Raw genomic sequence first — 16,344 nt, 5'->3', positions numbered from 1 at the left:
GAGGCAGTGGTTTTGTCGGTTCGATCACTTTGGCGCGTGCTGTTGCCTGTCACCGGCCGTCGGGTGTGGTTATAATCGACCACTTTATGAGCAAGAAGCGCGTTATGCAGCTGGTCCGAGGCCTCCACAACCTGCGCCCCCAGCATCGGGGCTGTGTCGCCACTATTGGCAACTTCGACGGTGTTCACCGTGGTCACCAGGCTATCCTGGGCCGGCTGCGTGAGCGTGCGCTTGAGTTGGGCGTGCCCAGCTGCGTGGTGATATTCGAGCCGCAGCCGCGCGAATTCTTTGCTCCGGATACCGCTCCGGCCCGTCTGGCACGCTTGCGCGACAAGCTGCAGCTGCTGGCCGAGGAGGGCGTCGACCGGGTCCTGTGCCTGGCGTTCAACCAGCGTTTGAGCAAGCTCAGCGCCAGTGAATTCGTCGAGACCATCCTGGTCGACGGCCTGGGTGTGCAGCATCTGGAAGTCGGCGACGATTTTCGCTTCGGTTGCGACCGGGTTGGTGACTTCGATTTCCTGCAAAAAGCCGGCATCACCCACGGCTTTACCGTCGAGGCCGCGCAGACCGTCGAACTGGATGGCCTGCGCGTCAGCAGCACCCAGGTCCGCAATGCGCTGGCGGCTGCCGATTTCGTATTGGCCGAGCGTCTGCTCGGTCGCCCGTTCCGCATCGCCGGGCGGGTCCTGCACGGGCAGAAGCTGGCGCGCCAGTTGGGTACGCCAACCATCAATGTGCAGCTCAAACGCCGTCGTGTACCGCTGTCCGGGGTGTTCCTGGTCAATGTCGATATCGACGGCAAGACCTGGCCGGGCGTTGCTAACATTGGCGTGCGGCCGACGGTAGCAGGTGATGGCAAGGCCCACCTGGAAGTCCATCTTTTAGATTTTGCCGGCGATCTGTATGACCGGCGTTTGACGGTGGTTTTCCACCACAAGCTGCGTGAAGAGCAGCGTTTCGCCTCTCTGGAGGCGCTGAAGACGGCGATCAATGCGGATGTCGCCGCCGCCCGTGCCGAAGTTGCACGTATCCATAGCGCCAATCGCTAATGAAGAGCCTTAAATGACCGACTATAAAGCCACGCTAAACCTTCCGGACACCGCCTTCCCAATGAAGGCCGGCCTGCCTCAGCGCGAACCGCAGATTCTGCAGCGCTGGGACAGCATTGGCCTGTACGGTAAGTTGCGCGAAATTGGCAAGGATCGTCCGAAGTTCGTTCTTCACGACGGTCCGCCCTACGCCAACGGCTCGATTCACATCGGTCATGCGGTCAACAAGATTCTCAAGGACATGATCATCCGCTCGAAGACCCTGGCGGGCTTCGACGCGCCTTATGTTCCGGGCTGGGACTGCCACGGCCTGCCGATCGAGCACAAGGTCGAGGTCACCCACGGCAAGAACCTGTCCTCGGACAAGACCCGTGAGCTGTGCCGCGCCTACGCCACCGAGCAGATCGAGGGCCAGAAGGCCGAGTTCATCCGCCTGGGCGTGCTGGGCGACTGGGCCAACCCGTACAAGACCATGGATTTTGCCAACGAAGCCGGGGAAATCCGTGCCCTGGCGGAAATGGTCAAGGGTGGTTTCGTGTTCAAGGGCCTCAAGCCGGTGAACTGGTGTTTCGACTGCGGTTCGGCCCTGGCTGAAGCGGAAGTCGAGTACCAGGACAAGAAATCCTCGACCATCGACGTGGCCTTCCCGATCGCTGATGCAGACAAGCTGGCCGCCGCCTTTGGCCTGGCCAAGCTGAGCAAGCCGGCTTCGATCGTGATCTGGACCACCACTCCGTGGACCATCCCGGCCAACCAGGCGTTGAACGTTCACCCTGAGTTCAACTACGCCCTGGTCGATGCTGGCGACAAGCTGCTGGTCCTGGCCGAAGAGCTGGTGGAGTCCTGCCTGGCCCGCTACAACCTGGAAGGCTCGGTCATCGCCACCGCCCCGGGTTCGGCGCTGGAGCTGATCAACTTCCGTCACCCGTTCTACGATCGTCTGTCGCCGGTCTACCTGGCTGAATACGTCGAGCTGGGCGCCGGTACCGGTGTGGTTCACTCGTCGCCAGCCTACGGTGAAGACGACTTCGTGACTTGCAAGCGTTACGGCATGGTCAACGACGACATTCTCAACCCAGTACAGAGCAATGGCGTATACGCCACCTCGCTGGAGTTCTTCGGCGGCCAGTTCATCTGGAAGGCCAACCCGGCCATCGTCGACAAGCTGACTGAAGTCGGTGCGCTGCTGCACACCGAAACCATCAGCCACAGCTACATGCACTGCTGGCGCCACAAGACCCCGCTGATCTACCGCGCCACCGCGCAGTGGTTCGTCGGCATGGACAAACAGCCGACCAGCGGCAACACCCTGCGCCAGCGCGCGTTGCAGGCCATCGAAGAGACTCAGTTCGTTCCGGCCTGGGGCCAGGCGCGCCTGCACTCGATGATCGCCAACCGTCCGGACTGGTGCATCTCCCGTCAGCGCAACTGGGGCGTGCCGATCCCGTTCTTCCTGCACAAGGAAAGCGGTGACCTGCACCCACGTACCGTCGAACTGATGGAAGAAGTGGCCAAGCGCGTCGAGCACGAAGGCATCGAAGCCTGGTTCAAGATGGACGCGGCCGAGTTGCTGGGCGATGAAGCCCCGCAATACGACAAGATCAGCGACACCCTGGACGTCTGGTTCGATTCCGGTACCACGCACTGGCACGTACTGCGCGGCTCGCACCCGATGGGCCACGCCAGCGGTCCGCGTGCCGACCTGTACCTGGAAGGTTCCGACCAGCACCGCGGCTGGTTCCACTCGTCCCTGCTGACCGGCTGCGCGATCGATGGCAATGCGCCGTATCGCGAACTGCTGACCCACGGTTTCACCGTCGACGAGAACGGCCGCAAGATGTCCAAGTCCCTGGGCAACGTGATCGCGCCGCAGAAGGTCAACGACACCCTGGGCGCCGACATCATGCGCCTGTGGGTCTCGGCCACCGACTACTCCGGTGAAATGGCGGTTTCCGACCAGATTCTGCAGCGCAGCGCCGACGCCTACCGGCGTATCCGCAACACCGCGCGCTTCCTGCTTTCCAACCTGAGCGGCTTCAACCCGGCCACCGATATCCTGCCGGCCGAGGAAATGCTCGCCCTGGACCGTTGGGCCGTGGACCGTACCCTGCTGCTGCAGCGCGAGCTGGAACTGCACTACGGCGAATACCGTTTCTGGAACGTCTACTCCAAGGTGCACAACTTCTGCGTGCAGGAACTGGGCGGTTTCTACCTGGACATCATCAAGGACCGCCAGTACACCACTGGCGCCAACAGCAAGGCTCGTCGTTCGTGCCAGACCGCGCTGTTCCACATCTCCGAAGCGCTGGTGCGCTGGATCGCGCCGATCCTCGCCTTCACCGCCGACGAGCTGTGGCAGTACCTGCCGGGCGAGCGCAACGAGTCGGTGATGCTCAACACCTGGTACCAGGGCCTCAGCGAGCTGCCGGAAGGCTTCGAGCTGGACCGTGCCTACTGGGAGCGGATCATGGCGGTCAAGGTCGCGGTCAACAAGGAAATGGAGATCCAGCGCGCGGCCAAGGCCGTCGGTGGCAACCTGCAAGCCGAAGTGACCCTGTATGCCGAAGAAGCGCTGAGTGCCGACCTGGCCAAGCTGAGCAACGAGCTGCGCTTCGTGCTGATCACCTCCACCGCCAGCGTCGCGCCTTTCGTGCAGGCCCCGGCGGATGCTGTGGAAACCGAAGTCGCCGGCCTCAAGCTGAAAGTGGTCAAGTCGAGCTTCGCCAAGTGCGCCCGTTGCTGGCACTGCCGTGAAGATGTCGGCGTGCACCCTGAGCACCCGGAAATCTGCGGCCGCTGCGTCGACAACATCAGCGGCGAAGGCGAGGTTCGTCACTATGCCTAATGCCGCGGGCCGTTTCGGCCGTCTGGGCTGGCTGTGGTTGAGCGTGCTGGTGCTGGTCATCGACCAGGCCAGCAAGCTGCACTTCGAAAGCTCGCTGTCGATGTACCAGCAGATCGTGGTGATCCCGGATTACTTCAGCTGGACCCTGGCCTACAACACTGGTGCGGCGTTCAGCTTCCTGGCCGACAGCTCGGGCTGGCAGCGCTGGTTGTTCGCCCTGATCGCGGTGGTGGTCAGCGCGGTGCTGGTGGTCTGGCTCAAGCGCCTGGGGCGCAACGAAACCTGGCTGGCGGTCGCCCTGGCACTGGTGCTGGGTGGCGCGCTGGGTAACCTGTATGACCGCATCGCCCTGGGCCATGTGATCGATTTCATCCTGGTGCATTGGCAGAACCGCTGGTATTTCCCGGCGTTCAACTTCGCCGACAGCGCCATCAGCGTGGGTGCGGTGATGCTTGCGCTGGATATGTTCAAAAGCAAGAAAACCGGAGAAGCCGTTCATGACTGAACAGGTATTGGCTGAACAACGCATCGGCCAGAACACGGAAGTCACTTTGCATTTCGCATTGCGCCTGGAGAACGGCGACACGGTGGACAGCACCTTCGACAAGGCCCCGGCGACCTTCAAGGTCGGTGACGGCAACCTGTTGCCAGGTTTTGAAGCGGCCCTGTTCGGCTTCAAGGCGGGCGACAAGCGTAACCTGACCATCGAGCCGGAAAACGCCTTTGGCCAGCCGAACCCGCAAAACGTGCAGATCATCCCGCGTTCGCAGTTCCAGGATATGGAACTGTCCGAAGGCCTGCTGGTGATCTTCAACGATGCGGCCAATACCGAGCTGCCAGGTGTGGTCAAAGCTTTTGACGACGCCCAGGTGACGGTTGACTTCAACCATCCGTTGGCCGGTAAAACCTTGACCTTTGATGTCGAGATCATCGACGTTAAGGCGCTTTAAAGGCATCGCCAGCCGGCTTGCGTCTACAGTCTCCCCAGGGGTGCTGTAGGCGCGAGCTGGCGTGCGAGCAATCGCGAAGCGGTTGCACCGAATATTCCTTGCCCGCAAGACACGAGGCACAGCATGCAAATCAAACTCGCCAACCCCCGTGGCTTCTGCGCTGGCGTGGACCGCGCGATCGAAATCGTCAATCGCGCCCTGGAGGTCTTCGGGCCGCCGATCTACGTGCGTCATGAAGTGGTGCACAACAAATTTGTCGTCGAAGACCTGCGCGCTCGCGGAGCGATCTTTGTCGAGGAGCTGGACCAGGTGCCGGATGACGTCATCGTGATCTTCAGCGCCCACGGCGTTTCCCAGGCCGTGCGCAGCGAAGCGGCGGGCCGTGGCCTGAAAGTCTTCGACGCGACCTGCCCACTGGTGACCAAGGTACATATCGAAGTGGCCCGCTACAGCCGCGACGGTCGCGAATGCATCCTGATCGGCCATGCCGGCCACCCGGAAGTCGAAGGCACCATGGGCCAGTACGACGCCAGTAATGGCGGCGCGATCTACCTGGTGGAGGACGAGAAAGACGTCGCCAACCTGCAGGTGCGCAACCCTGAAAAGCTGGCGTTCGTGACCCAGACCACCTTGTCGATGGACGACACCAGCCGGGTCATCGATGCCCTGCGCGAGCGTTTCCCGGCCATTGGCGGGCCACGCAAGGACGATATCTGCTACGCCACCCAGAACCGTCAGGACGCGGTCAAGCAACTGGCCGACGAATGCGATGTGGTGCTGGTGGTGGGCAGCCCGAACAGCTCCAACTCCAACCGCCTGCGTGAGCTGGCCGAGCGCATGGCCACGCCGGCGTACCTGATCGACGGTGCCGAGGATATGCAGCGCAGTTGGTTCGACGGCGTCGAGCGTATCGGCATCACCGCCGGGGCTTCGGCTCCCGAGGTGCTGGTGCGGGGCGTGATCGAGCAATTGCACGCCTGGGGCGCCACCGGTGCCGACGAACTGGCCGGCCGCGAAGAAAACATCACCTTCTCAATGCCCAAAGAGCTGCGCGTTCGTTCGCTGCTCTGATCAGCCCTGCCTGTCGCATAACGCCTGCGCGGCCTTGTCGCTGCGCAGGCTGACCCGCCCACTGCGAGAAAGCACCACCTGGTGTTGGCTCGTTCCCGGATCGGCCGCGCAGATGTGCAGCGTCCCGGCCTGAAAGGCGCCGCTGGGCAGCTGCGGATCGCCCAGGCCACTGAAACGCACGAAATGCTGCACCGGGCGATTGCCGACAATCGCCACCCGGGCGTCCACGCGGCGTTCAAGCAGCACCGGGTTATCGCTGTCCTGCGAACCCTCGCCACTGATATCCAGAATGATCCGCCAGCCCTGGCTCCAGTCGTCGTTCAACCCGTGAATGACCGTCTGCTGCTGGCGCAGGATGGCTTCGGTGCGCGCATTGCGGATACCGCTGGCAAGCATCTGCGCGGCATCCAGCCGGCGTGCCGACTGGAATAACTCCCCGAATGAGGTGGTGGCGAACAGCATCAGCAGGCTGGCGAGCGCCAGGCCGACGATTATTTCGATCAGGCCGAAACCCTTCTGCAGCATGGTTCTCCCTCCATGGAGCGCGACAGGTCCGGACAATCCTTGTCCGGCCATTGAGCAAAACCGCGAACCCTCGGTCTATGAAGGTTCGAAGTGCTAGAGCCAGTTATAGCCGCTGGCCGCTCAAGGGGATGGCATGCGTTACCGCACAGAGGGGTTCACGCTGATCGAATTGCTGGTGGCCCTGGCAGTTTCGGCGGTTTTGTTGACCCTGGTGGTTCCGGCGTTCAGTCAGATGGCGCAGCGCGCCAAGGCCGACAGCGACATCAGCGAACTGCTGCGCAGCTTGAATTACGCGCGTCTGGAGGCGATCGACAGCGGCTTGCCGGTTCACCTGCGCCCGGCTGCGGTGGATTCGGACTGGAGCCGGGGGCTGTCGATTTATCAAGGCGACGGAACGGCGACGAATGTATTGCGGGTTGTTCCCGCGGTCAGTCGCGGCGCCCGGCTGACGCTAACCTCTGAATTCGACAGCATCGGATTCAACGCGCTCGGCGGCGTATCGGCAGCGGTCCCGCCGGTCATGACCTATGTGCTGGGCGGGCAACACAGGACGATCACGCTGTGCCTGAACGGACGGATAGCGGTAGGCGGGGAGTGCAAATGACGGGCAGGAGCGTGCAGGCCGGGATGACGCTGATCGAGGTGCTGGTGGCGGTGCTGATTCTCGGCGTGGGCCTGCTCGGCGCGGCGGCGGTCCAGCTCAATGCCCTGCGCTACACCGACAGTGCATTGATGACCAGTCAGGCCAGCTTCATTGCCTATGACATGCTCGATCGCATCCGCGCCAACAGCGCCGCGGACTACACCGTGGCGGCGCCCGATACCGGCAATTTCAGCGTGGTCCGGGACCAGGACCTCTATGACTTCAAGCGCAATATCGAGAGCTTTGGTGGGCCGACCGCCGAGGGTCATATCAGCCTCAAGCAGGGTGTGTTCACCATCAGCATCACCTGGGATGACTCCCGCGCCGCCCATGCCTCTGCCCAGCCTGAAGGCTCCCGCAGCTTTGTCTTGAGCAGCCGGGTGGCGGTGGATCCGGGGGGCAAGCAATGAGGCGCGGGGACCGAGGCTTCGGCCTGATCGAGATGCTGGTGGCGCTGGCGTTGAGCCTGATCGTGGCCTTGGGTGTGACGCAGATTTTCATCTCGGCCAAAAACACCTACCTCAGCCAGAACGCCTCGGCCGGCCTGCAAGAAGACGCGCGCTTCGTGTTGAGCAAGATGCTCCAGGAAATACGCATGGTCGGCATGTTCGGCTGTCTGCAGAGCATCGCCGATTCCAGCACCGCCTCGGACTTCGCCGGCCATGCACAAACACCGATCCGTTGGGACAACGTCAACCACCGGCTGACGCTGGTCACGGCCGATATCGGCGACAGCGGTGGCGCCCCGACCTGGACCGTGTTGAGCGATTGCCGCAACAGCGCCACCGCCTACACCGGAGCCCGCAAGGCCCCCACGGGGCAGCAGGCGTTTGCGGTGCGGCGCCTGGTGTACAGCCTGAAGAACGATCAACTGCTGATGGGCACCGGTACCGGCTCCAGTCAGGCGGTGCTGGTGAACAATGTCAGCGCTTTCGATGTGTCGTTCGGCATCGCCAGCACAGCCACGGATGTCGCGGCCTCCAGTTACAGCCGCGATCCAGGCGACCCGGCGCGGGTCCGCAGCGTGCGTTTGAGCCTGACCCTGAGCGATCCCCAGGCGCGCGTGCGGCCGCAGACGTTCAATGTGGTGGCCGCCTTGCGTAATCGCCTGTTGTGAGTGAGTTGCCGATGACTTCGTATCGAACGGCTCCGGGGGCGCAGCGCGGCATGGCGCTGCTGATGAGCCTGGTGTTTCTGTTGCTGCTGACCTTGATCGGCATTTCGTCGATGCAGAACGCCACCTTGCAGGAAAAGATGTCCGGCGGCCTGTGGCTGCGCAACCAGTCGTTCCAGGCGGCGGAGATGGCCCTGCGCATTGGCGAGAGCGCGGTGCAGCAGGACAGCTATTCGTTGCTGGTCTGTACCAGCGGCCAGTGCGCGCCACCCGGCGAATCCGCGGTCATCAGCGCCGCGGGCCATAACAGTCATTCGGGCGTGACCTGGATCGCTACCGCTAACGGCTTTTACGGTGTGCAGAACATCGGCACGACGCTGGGGGCGGTCAATGTGCCGAGCAACACTTCGGCGACCCTGTATCGGGTGACTGCCGTCGGGTTGGCTGGCCACTCGCGCAGCGTGCTGGAGAGCGTCTATGCCAAGTACTGAAAGGCCTAGAGGATTGCTGGCTGGCGCTTTACTGGGCCTGTATCTGAGTGCCCCGGCCTACGGCTTCACCCCGGCCCAGGCGCCCTTGGCGAATGCGGCGGCGGTGGCGCCGAATGTAATGCTGCTGCTCGACGATTCGCAGAGCATGAGCAGCATTGTCTATGCCCCGGGCTTCGATCCCGGGCTGGCGCGGGCGCCGGTCCGGCCCTGCCGGATGCAGGCGGGCGAATGCCTGTCTGGAGCCAGTTTGAGTACAGAGTCGATTGCCCTTTCAACGCTGAGCCAGGCGGGCTGCGCCAGCGGTTATGTCGGGTTCTACCGCGACAATGCCCGGCCACAGTGCCTCAAGCTGCCTGATCCGGCAGGGCGTGGCAGCACCCGTTATTCGGCTGCCTATTTGGCCTATCTGCTTGCCCTGGCCGACGGCCGTGACCGCGACTTCACCGATGGCTCGATTCCCGTTCAGGACCGGATGAACCTGGTTCGTGAGGCCGCCAGCAGTCTGGTGGCTGACAACCGTGCGCTGCGCATCGGCCTGGCGAGCTTCAACCCGCCAACGGGCGGCGATTTGGCGCCGGGTGGGCGCATCGTGCGCGCCATCAGCGATCTGGCACCGGTCGGCGATCAGGTCAGCCAGGCTCAGGCCGACAGCAACTACCAGGCATTACTGTCCGCTATCGGTGGGCTCAGGGCCTCCGCCGAGGCGCCGCTGGCGGAAACCTATTACGAGATCAGTCGTTATTTTCGTGGCTTGACGCCTTACTACAACAGCACGCCGTCCACCTATGGCAGCCCGATCGAGTATCGCTGCCAGCGCAATTACGGCCTGGTGGTGACCGATGGGCTGCCCAGCTACGACCACAGTTTCCCCTCCCGTGAACCCCAGGGGGCTACCCGCCTGCCCGATTGGGACGGGGTGCCCAATGACGGCATTAATCCCGGCGGCAACGAGGAGGGCAGCAGCCTGTATCTGGATGACATCGCCAAGCTGGCGGTGGATATCGATATGCGTGCAGCAGGCCTGGATATCGCGGGTAAAAGCTGGGATTCGGCGGGTTTCGCGCAACAGCATATGAATACTTACACCATCGGTCTCAACGCGCAGTACCCGATGCTGGTGGATGCGGCAACCTATGGTCGGGGCAAGTTCTATCCGGTGACTGACAAGGCTGGGCTCGATGTCGCACTGGCCTCGGCCCTGGGCGAGGTTTCGGCTTCCGCGGCCCAGGCAGGCAGTGCCACAGCCGGTGCCGCCGGGCTGGCCAGCGGTTCGAGTTATTTCCAGGCATCTTATGATCCCGTCGATTGGCACGGCACCATCAGGGCATACGGCATCAGCCCCGCCGGCGCGATCGATACCGGTTCGCCGCTATGGAGTACGGACTCGACGTTAGTACCCAGTGCGTCGCCCGGGATCTTCCAGACCTGGAACAGCGCCAACCGGACCGCCGTTGCCTTGCGCCATGACCAGTTGTCCGGCGCGCAGCAGGCCGTGCTCGCTCAGAACTTGCCTCCCGGCATCACCGCGGCCGATCTATTGGCCTGGAGCCAGGGGGTGAACCGGGCTGGGCTCAAGGTGCGTACCCTCCTGCTGGGGGATATCGTCAACTCGCCGCTGGTCATGGCGGCGCCGACCGCGCAGGACGCCGCCGATCTGCAGGGCGACAGCGGCTATAGCGCCTACCTGGCGAGCAAGGCCCAAGGCATGACCCCGAGCCTGCTGGTCAACGCCAATGACGGCCTGCTTTCGCTGATCGACCCGGCGAATGGCCGGCGTCGCTACGCCTATATGCCTTCCAGTGTCTTACCGCTGCTGCAGCACATCACCGATCCCGGTTATGCCAATGGCGATCGTCACCGGTTCTTGGCCGATGGTCCGGTGGCGGTAGTCGATGCCCAGCTCGGCACGGCCTGGGCAACCCTGGCGCTGGCGGGCACGGGGGCCGGCGGCAAGACGTTTTACGCGGTGCAACTGTTTGGCCAGGCCGGCAATACGCCCCAGGCGCTGTGGGAAATCGCCGCGCCTGGGGTAGCCGATATCAACCACCCGCTCAATGATCTGGGTTATGCCTACGCCCGCCCGGAAGTGGCACGCTTGGCCGACGGGCGCTGGGCGGCCTTCATCGGCAATGGTTATGGCAGCCATTCCGGGGTGGCCGCCCTGTATGTGGTGGATATTCGCGACGGTTCGCTGATCAGGAAAGTCCTGGTCGACGGCAATGGGCAGGAGAACGGCTTGTCTTCGGTGAAGTTGCGGGTGGACAGCCAGAATGTGGTCCAGGCGGCCTATGGCGGCGATCTCCAGGGGCATCTGTGGAAGTTCGATTTGAGCGCTCCGGCGCCGGACAGCTGGGGCCCGGCCTTTGGCGGCGCTCCGTTGTTCAGCGCTCCCGGTGGCGCGACTCAGCCGATCACAGCGCAGCCGTTACTGGTGGATCATCCCGAGGGCGGCAAGCTGGTGCTGTTCGGTACCGGCAAACTCAGCGAACTGGCCGACAAGCGCAACAAGGATGCCCAGGGCTTCTACGCGGTCTGGGATGCCCCGGGCGGGGTGGGCCGGGTTACCGTGGCTGATCTGCAGGCGCAAGCGATCACCGGGCTGTTTGCCGGCAGTGCGGGTTCCTATATCACCAGCAGCCAAGCGGACGTCAGTTATCCGACCGAGAAGGGCTGGTACCTGCCGCTGGGAGAGGCGTCGAGCGGTGAGCGGGTCATCAACCCGGCCACGCTGGTGGCGGGTCGCATTGTCTTCAGCACCGCGGCTGTCGAGGCGGGCGATCCTTGTTCCAGCGCGGGCAACGGCAAATTGGTCGAGCTGGACGCATTCAGCGGTAAGATGCTCGATGACGCGGTGCTCGACACCAATGGCGATGAAGTGGTCGATGGCCTGGACGCGCCTTCCAGTGGTGTCATCTTTACCGGCGGCATTCCTGCGTTGAGCGGTGTCCTTAACCGCGCTACCCGCAAAATTGTCAGCGATTCCGGCGGCGGTATTGCCTCCCTGGTCGAGAAACCGGGCGGTGGCAGCCGCCGCATCATGTGGCGACAAATACAGTAAGTGAGAGTGAGGCATGCGTAGATCCAACCAAGGTTTTACCCTGATCGAAATCATGATCGTGATTGCGATCATCGGGCTCGTCGTCACCCTGAGCCTTCCCAGCATCACCGAGTACGTGAAGAAAACCCATCGCACGCAGATTGCCGGCCTGCTGTCGGAACAGGCGCAGAGCCTCGAGCGCTTTCATTCCAAGGGCGGTGTCTACAGCAACGCTCCGGGCCTCAGCACCGGCAACGATGACTACAGCATCACGCCAGTCCTGGCCGACCAGAGCTTCACCCTGACCGCGACGCCGAAAAGCGAGAGCATGATGGCCGGCGACAAGTGCGGCGAGTTCACCCTTGGCCACACCGGTGCCATGGGTAACAACAATATGGCTGACGGGGTGACCAGCAAAGACTGCTGGGGACGCTGAGCAACCTTCTCGGGTGCTGGCGGTGCCCGGTGTTTTTTCTTCCTGGACTGGACTATGGCAAAGCAACAGCAAGTGGTGATTGTCGGCGGTGGAGTGATCGGCCTGCTGACCGCGTTCAACCTGGCGTCCGCCGGGCAGCAGGTGGTGCTGCTCGAGCGCTCGAATGTCGGCCAGGAATCCTCCTGGGCCGGTGGCGGGATCGTCTCGCCGCTGTACCCCTGGCGCTACAGCCCAGCGGTCACGGCGCTGGCGCATTGGTCGCAGGATTTTTATCCACAGCTGGCCGAACGCCTGTTCGCCACCACCGGGGTCGATCCCGAAGTGCACACCACCGGCCTGTATTGGCTGGACCTCGACGACGAAGCCGAAGCGCTGGCCTGGGCCCGGCGCGAACAGCGGCCATTGAGCGCTGTGGATATCTCGGCGGCCCATGACGCGGTGCCGGTGCTGGGCGGCGGTTTTTCGCGGGCGATCTACATGGCCGACGTGGCCAACGTGCGCAATCCGCGCCTGGTCAAATCGCTGAAGGCCGCCCTGGCGGCGTTGCCGGCGGTGACCATTCACGAGCAGTGCGAAGTCAGCGGGTTTATCCGCGAAGGGGAGCGGGTCCTCGGGGTACAGACCTCCCTGGGCGAAATTCGTGGCGATCAGGTGGTGCTGGCGGCAGGGGCCTGGAGCGGCGAATTGCTCAAGAGCCTCGGCCTGGCATTGCCGGTGGAGCCGGTCAAAGGCCAGATGATCCTCTACAAGTGCTCCTCGGAGTTTCTTTCCTGCATGGTCCTGGCCAAGGGACGTTATGCGATTCCCCGGCGCGATGGCCACATCCTGATCGGCAGCACCCTGGAGCACGAAGGCTTCGACAAGACCCCGACCTCATCGGCCCTGGAAAGCCTGAAGGCTTCGGCCATCGAACTGATCCCGGCGCTGGCGCAGGCCGAGGTGGTGGGGCATTGGGCGGGGCTGCGTCCGGGCTCGCCCGAGGGCATTCCCTATATCGGCCCTGTCCCGGGGCTGGCTGGGCTGTGGCTGAATTGCGGGCATTACCGCAATGGCTTGGTCCTGGCACCGGCGTCCTGCCAGCTGTTCGCCGACCTGATGCTGGGACGGGAGCCGATCATCGATCCGGCGCCTTATGCGCCCAGTGGGCGAATCTAATCCAGGCCGAGTTTCTTCAGCCTGTAGCGCATCGAACGAAACGACAGGCTCAAACGCTGGGCCGCCGCGGTGCGGTTCCAGCGGGTGTGCTCCAGGGCCTGGAGGATCAGCCGGCGCTCGACTTCTTGCAGATGTTTCTCAAGGTCGATCACCTGTGCCGGGTCGGGCGCGATGGCCGGGTGGGCGCCGTTTGGCGTCAGGCGCAGATCGCGTGCTTCGATTTGCCGGCTCTCGCACAGGGTGTGCGCCCGTTCGAGCAGGTTCTCCAGTTCGCGCACATTGCCGGGAAAGTCGTAACCCTGGAGCGCCAACAGTGCGCTTGGCTGAAGCCGTGCCAGCTGTTGGCCGTCGCCCTGCGCCAGGCGCTCGAGGATGGTTATGGCCAAGGGTTCGATATCGTCCTTGCGTGCCCGTAGCGGTGGCACCGGCAGCTCGATCACGTTCAGGCGGTAGTAGAGGTCCTGACGAAAACGCCCGGCACGCACTTCCGCCTGCAGCGCCTTGTGGGTGGCGCAGAGAATGCGCGCATCGACCTGGACCTCCTGCTGCCCACCGACACAGCGCACGGCCTTCTCCTGGAGCGCACGGAGCAATTTGACCTGCATCGCCAGCGGCAGATCGGCCACCTCATCGAGAAACAGGGTGCCGCCGTGCGCTGCCTGGAACAAACCGGGCTTGTCTTCGATGGCACCGCTGAAGCTGCCTTTGCGATGGCCGAAAAACTCGCTCTCCATCAGTTCCGGCGGAATAGCTCCGCAGTTGATCGGCACGAAGGCGCGGCTGGCCCGTGATCCCTGGTCGTGGATGGCACGGGCGACCAATTCCTTGCCGCTGCCGGACTCACCGCTGATATAGACCGAGGCCTGACTCTGGGCCAGTTTGTCGATCTGTCCGCGCAGTTTGTGCATGGCGGCCGAATCGCCGAGCAAGGGGCCGGTAGCAGGGGGCGCTGGCGTCGATCCGAGCAGGGCGCTGTTCAGCAGTTCGCGCAAGCGGGCCAGGGCCACGGGTTTGCTCAGAAAGTCGATAGCACCGGCCTTCAGGGCCTGGGCCGCGGCTTCCTGGCGGGCGCAGGTGCTGAGTATTGCCAGCGGCATTCGCAGCCGACGGTGCTGGATATGCTCGAGTAATTCCAGCCCTGTGCCGTCGGGCAGATGCAGGTCGCTCAGGCACAGGTCGAAACCCTCCCGGGCCAGCCAGCGACGCGCTTCGCCCAAGGTGCGGGCGCTGCGGGTATGGCGTTGCATCCGGCCGAGGCTGATTTCCAGATATTCGCGAATGCCTGGATCGTTATCGACGATCAGGACTTTTTGCCGTGGGCTCATGCCGCTTACTGCTTCATCCGTGAGCGAAAGAGGTGCGAGAGCACCCGCCATCCTGGCGTGTCCTGAAGTCTAGGCAGGCTTGAGACTGTTCGCCCCGCTCAAGGCCGGGCTGTTTGGCCGGGTTCAGGATGCTGCGCAGGGGGAGAGCCCCGGTTTCCCGAGGGTTGCCGGTCGGAGGTGAGGGGAGGAGGGGGCGACGGTTTTTTGTAGCGAATTATTCAGCGATGCAAACAACGTGCTTTTGACGTTATATGCACCGCTGTCGGTCGAGGCTCAGCGCTCGCGGGAGATCGGGCCTTGCTCCAGGTGGGCCTGGCTGCAATACCACTGCTGCTCAAGGCTCAGGGCCCGGTCACGGGGCAGGTGCACGCCGCAATGGGCGCAGCGCACCATCGGCGTGGTGCTGGGTTCGCGGGGCGCAGCGGTGCCGGAGGCGGGCTGCTTGAATTTGCGCCAGAGCCATACCGCAGCGGCAATCAGGGCGATCCAGAACAGTAAACGAAGCATGGTAGCCAGCTATGTGAGTGAGGAACCGGCAGTTTAGCCAAGCTCATGCCGGGCGCACAGTGTAATCAGCGCTGAAACCCGCGGACAAAAAAAGGGAGACTCGAAAGTCTCCCTTTTTGGTAACCGCGGCGGTGTCAGTCGAACACGCCGAAGGTCATGTAGCTGAACCACGAGCGGTCGCTGTTGTTGCCTTCGGCTTCGTGCTGTTCTTCTTCGACAGCGTCGCCATTGGCGTCTTTAGGCTTGAGCTCGGCCGGAATCGCGTCCTTGGCGTCTTGGTATTGCTTCATCACGTCCTGGTTGGCGCGGGTTTCTCCCGGCGGCAGCGGTGGACGGGACTCGATCAGGCCCAGGGTGGCCTTGCTCAGCCAGGAGCGGTTGTCCGCCTCGGCGACCCGTGGCACGAACTGGCCGTCGACCAGGCTCGGGTGATCGGGGTAGTTGAGCTTCAGGGTTTCCAGGCTGGTAGCGGCCAGTTCGTCCAGGTGCAGACGCTGGTAAGCCTCGGTCATCACTGCCAGGCCATCGGCCACCGACGGGGTTTCCTGGAAGTTTTCCACCACGTAACGGCCACGGTTGGCGGCGGCTACATAGGCCTGACGGGTCAGGTAGTAGTCGGCCACGTGGATTTCGTAGGAGGCCAGCAGGTTGCGCAGGTAGATCATGCGCTGCTTGGCGTCCGGCGCGTAGCGGCTGTTCGGGAAGCGGCTGGTGAGCTGGGCGAACTCGTTGTAGGAGTCGCGGGCGGCACCCGGGTCACGCTTGGTCATGTCCAGCGGCAGGAAGCGCGCCAACAGGCCGACGTCCTGGTCGAAGGAGGTCAGGCCCTTGAGGTAGTAGGCGTAGTCCACGTTCGGGTGTTGTGGATGCAGACGGATGAAACGCTCGGCGGCGGACTTGGCGGCTTCCGGCTCGGCGTTCTTGTAGTTGGCATAGATCAGTTCGAGCTGTGCCTGATCCGCGTAGCGGCCGAACGGATAACGCGACTCCAGGGCCTTGAGCTTGGCGGTGGCGCTGGTATAGCTGTTGTTGTCCAGGTCGGTCTGCGCCTGCTGGTACAGCTCGACCTCGCTCAGGTTTTCGTCAACGACTTCCTTCGATGAGCAAGCAGCGGTCAGTGCGAGGATGGCGATCAGCAGCAGGTGTTTCACTTGCATGGCGGCTTGCGTCCCTATGACGGCCGCTGTCTTGGGCGG

Annotated in this window: 16 protein-coding genes; 12 read left to right on the top strand and 4 right to left on the bottom strand. The window is 63.3% G+C overall.

Annotated elements, in window-relative coordinates:
• The first annotated feature begins 104 nt into the window (after positions 1-104).
• The 5 genes from ribF (at position 105) to ispH (ending at position 5,915) form a co-directional block, all read left to right on the top strand.
• A complete protein-coding gene (gene ribF, locus C4K38_RS27645; protein ID WP_053280989.1) occupies positions 105-1,049 on the top strand; it encodes a bifunctional riboflavin kinase/FAD synthetase in 945 nt (314 codons plus the stop codon).
• A 13-nt stretch (positions 1,050-1,062) separates the two neighbouring features.
• Positions 1,063-3,894 (top strand): isoleucine--tRNA ligase, encoded by a 2,832-nt coding sequence (gene ileS / locus C4K38_RS27640; protein WP_053280988.1) that lies wholly within the window; start codon positions 1,063-1,065, stop codon positions 3,892-3,894.
• Positions 3,887-4,399 (top strand): signal peptidase II, encoded by a 513-nt coding sequence (gene lspA / locus C4K38_RS27635; protein WP_025807545.1) that lies wholly within the window; start codon positions 3,887-3,889, stop codon positions 4,397-4,399. The genes ileS and lspA overlap by 8 nt, the downstream gene beginning before the upstream one ends.
• Before the next feature lie 7 nt (positions 4,400-4,406).
• Positions 4,407-4,844, top strand: a complete 438-nt coding sequence (gene fkpB, locus C4K38_RS27630; protein WP_172833189.1) for an FKBP-type peptidyl-prolyl cis-trans isomerase — start codon at positions 4,407-4,409, stop codon at positions 4,842-4,844.
• Positions 4,845-4,967: 123 nt separating this feature from the next.
• Positions 4,968-5,915, top strand: a complete 948-nt coding sequence (ispH, locus tag C4K38_RS27625; RefSeq protein WP_025807544.1) for a 4-hydroxy-3-methylbut-2-enyl diphosphate reductase — start codon at positions 4,968-4,970, stop codon at positions 5,913-5,915.
• Here ispH and C4K38_RS27620 read toward each other — a convergent pair whose 3' ends face one another.
• A complete protein-coding gene (locus C4K38_RS27620) occupies positions 5,916-6,440 on the bottom strand; it encodes a GspH/FimT family pseudopilin (RefSeq protein ID WP_053280987.1) in 525 nt (174 codons plus the stop codon).
• Positions 6,441-6,573: 133 nt separating this feature from the next.
• Here C4K38_RS27620 and C4K38_RS27615 point away from each other — a divergent pair, with 133 nt between their 5' ends.
• Genes C4K38_RS27615 through thiO form a run of 7 tightly spaced genes read left to right on the top strand, consistent with a single transcriptional unit; the run spans position 6,574 to position 13,316 of the window.
• Entirely contained in the window at positions 6,574-7,044 is a 471-nt protein-coding gene (locus tag C4K38_RS27615; protein ID WP_053280986.1) for a GspH/FimT family pseudopilin, read from the top strand.
• Positions 7,041-7,493 carry a type IV pilus modification protein PilV gene (pilV, locus tag C4K38_RS27610; RefSeq protein WP_053280985.1) on the top strand — a complete coding sequence of 151 codons (453 nt, stop codon included), beginning with the start codon at positions 7,041-7,043 and terminating at the stop codon, positions 7,491-7,493. The genes C4K38_RS27615 and pilV overlap by 4 nt, the downstream gene beginning before the upstream one ends.
• Positions 7,490-8,200: a PilW family protein gene (locus C4K38_RS27605; protein WP_053280984.1), complete on the top strand. Its 711-nt coding sequence runs from the start codon at positions 7,490-7,492 to the stop codon at positions 8,198-8,200. Before pilV ends, C4K38_RS27605 begins: the two co-directional genes overlap by 4 nt.
• 11 nt (positions 8,201-8,211) lie before the next feature.
• Positions 8,212-8,688: a pilus assembly PilX family protein gene (locus tag C4K38_RS27600; protein ID WP_231998589.1), complete on the top strand. Its 477-nt coding sequence runs from the start codon at positions 8,212-8,214 to the stop codon at positions 8,686-8,688.
• The gene (locus tag C4K38_RS27595) at positions 8,675-11,746 is read left to right on the top strand and encodes a pilus assembly protein (protein WP_053280982.1); all 3,072 of its coding nucleotides are present in this window, start codon (positions 8,675-8,677) and stop codon (positions 11,744-11,746) included. Before C4K38_RS27600 ends, C4K38_RS27595 begins: the two co-directional genes overlap by 14 nt.
• Before the next feature lie 13 nt (positions 11,747-11,759).
• A complete protein-coding gene (locus C4K38_RS27590) occupies positions 11,760-12,161 on the top strand; it encodes a type IV pilin protein (RefSeq protein WP_025807536.1) in 402 nt (133 codons plus the stop codon).
• A 54-nt stretch (positions 12,162-12,215) separates the two neighbouring features.
• A complete protein-coding gene (gene thiO, locus C4K38_RS27585) occupies positions 12,216-13,316 on the top strand; it encodes a glycine oxidase ThiO (RefSeq protein WP_053280981.1) in 1,101 nt (366 codons plus the stop codon).
• On the opposite strand, the gene C4K38_RS27580 is transcribed toward thiO, so the two are convergent.
• The 3 genes from C4K38_RS27580 to C4K38_RS27570 all read right to left on the bottom strand — a co-directional run bounded on the left by C4K38_RS27580 (position 13,313) and on the right by C4K38_RS27570 (position 16,305).
• Positions 13,313-14,641, bottom strand: coding sequence for a sigma-54-dependent transcriptional regulator (locus tag C4K38_RS27580; RefSeq protein WP_053280980.1), 1,329 nt, complete (start codon positions 14,639-14,641; stop codon positions 13,313-13,315). The two genes, thiO and C4K38_RS27580, sit on opposite strands and share 4 nt — an antisense overlap.
• Before the next feature lie 273 nt (positions 14,642-14,914).
• Positions 14,915-15,148 (bottom strand): PP0621 family protein, encoded by a 234-nt coding sequence (locus C4K38_RS27575; RefSeq protein WP_038575645.1) that lies wholly within the window; start codon positions 15,146-15,148, stop codon positions 14,915-14,917.
• A gap of 134 nt (positions 15,149-15,282) precedes the next feature.
• Positions 15,283-16,305, bottom strand: coding sequence for an outer membrane protein assembly factor BamD (locus C4K38_RS27570; protein ID WP_009050934.1), 1,023 nt, complete (start codon positions 16,303-16,305; stop codon positions 15,283-15,285).
• Positions 16,306-16,344: the final 39 nt, after the last annotated feature.

The sequence above is a fragment of the Pseudomonas chlororaphis subsp. piscium genome (assembly GCF_003850345.1).
Taxonomy (GTDB): domain Bacteria; phylum Pseudomonadota; class Gammaproteobacteria; order Pseudomonadales; family Pseudomonadaceae; genus Aquipseudomonas; species Aquipseudomonas piscium.
The sequence above is the reverse complement of the archived record's forward strand: the minus strand, read 5'-3'. Positions and strand labels throughout refer to the sequence as shown.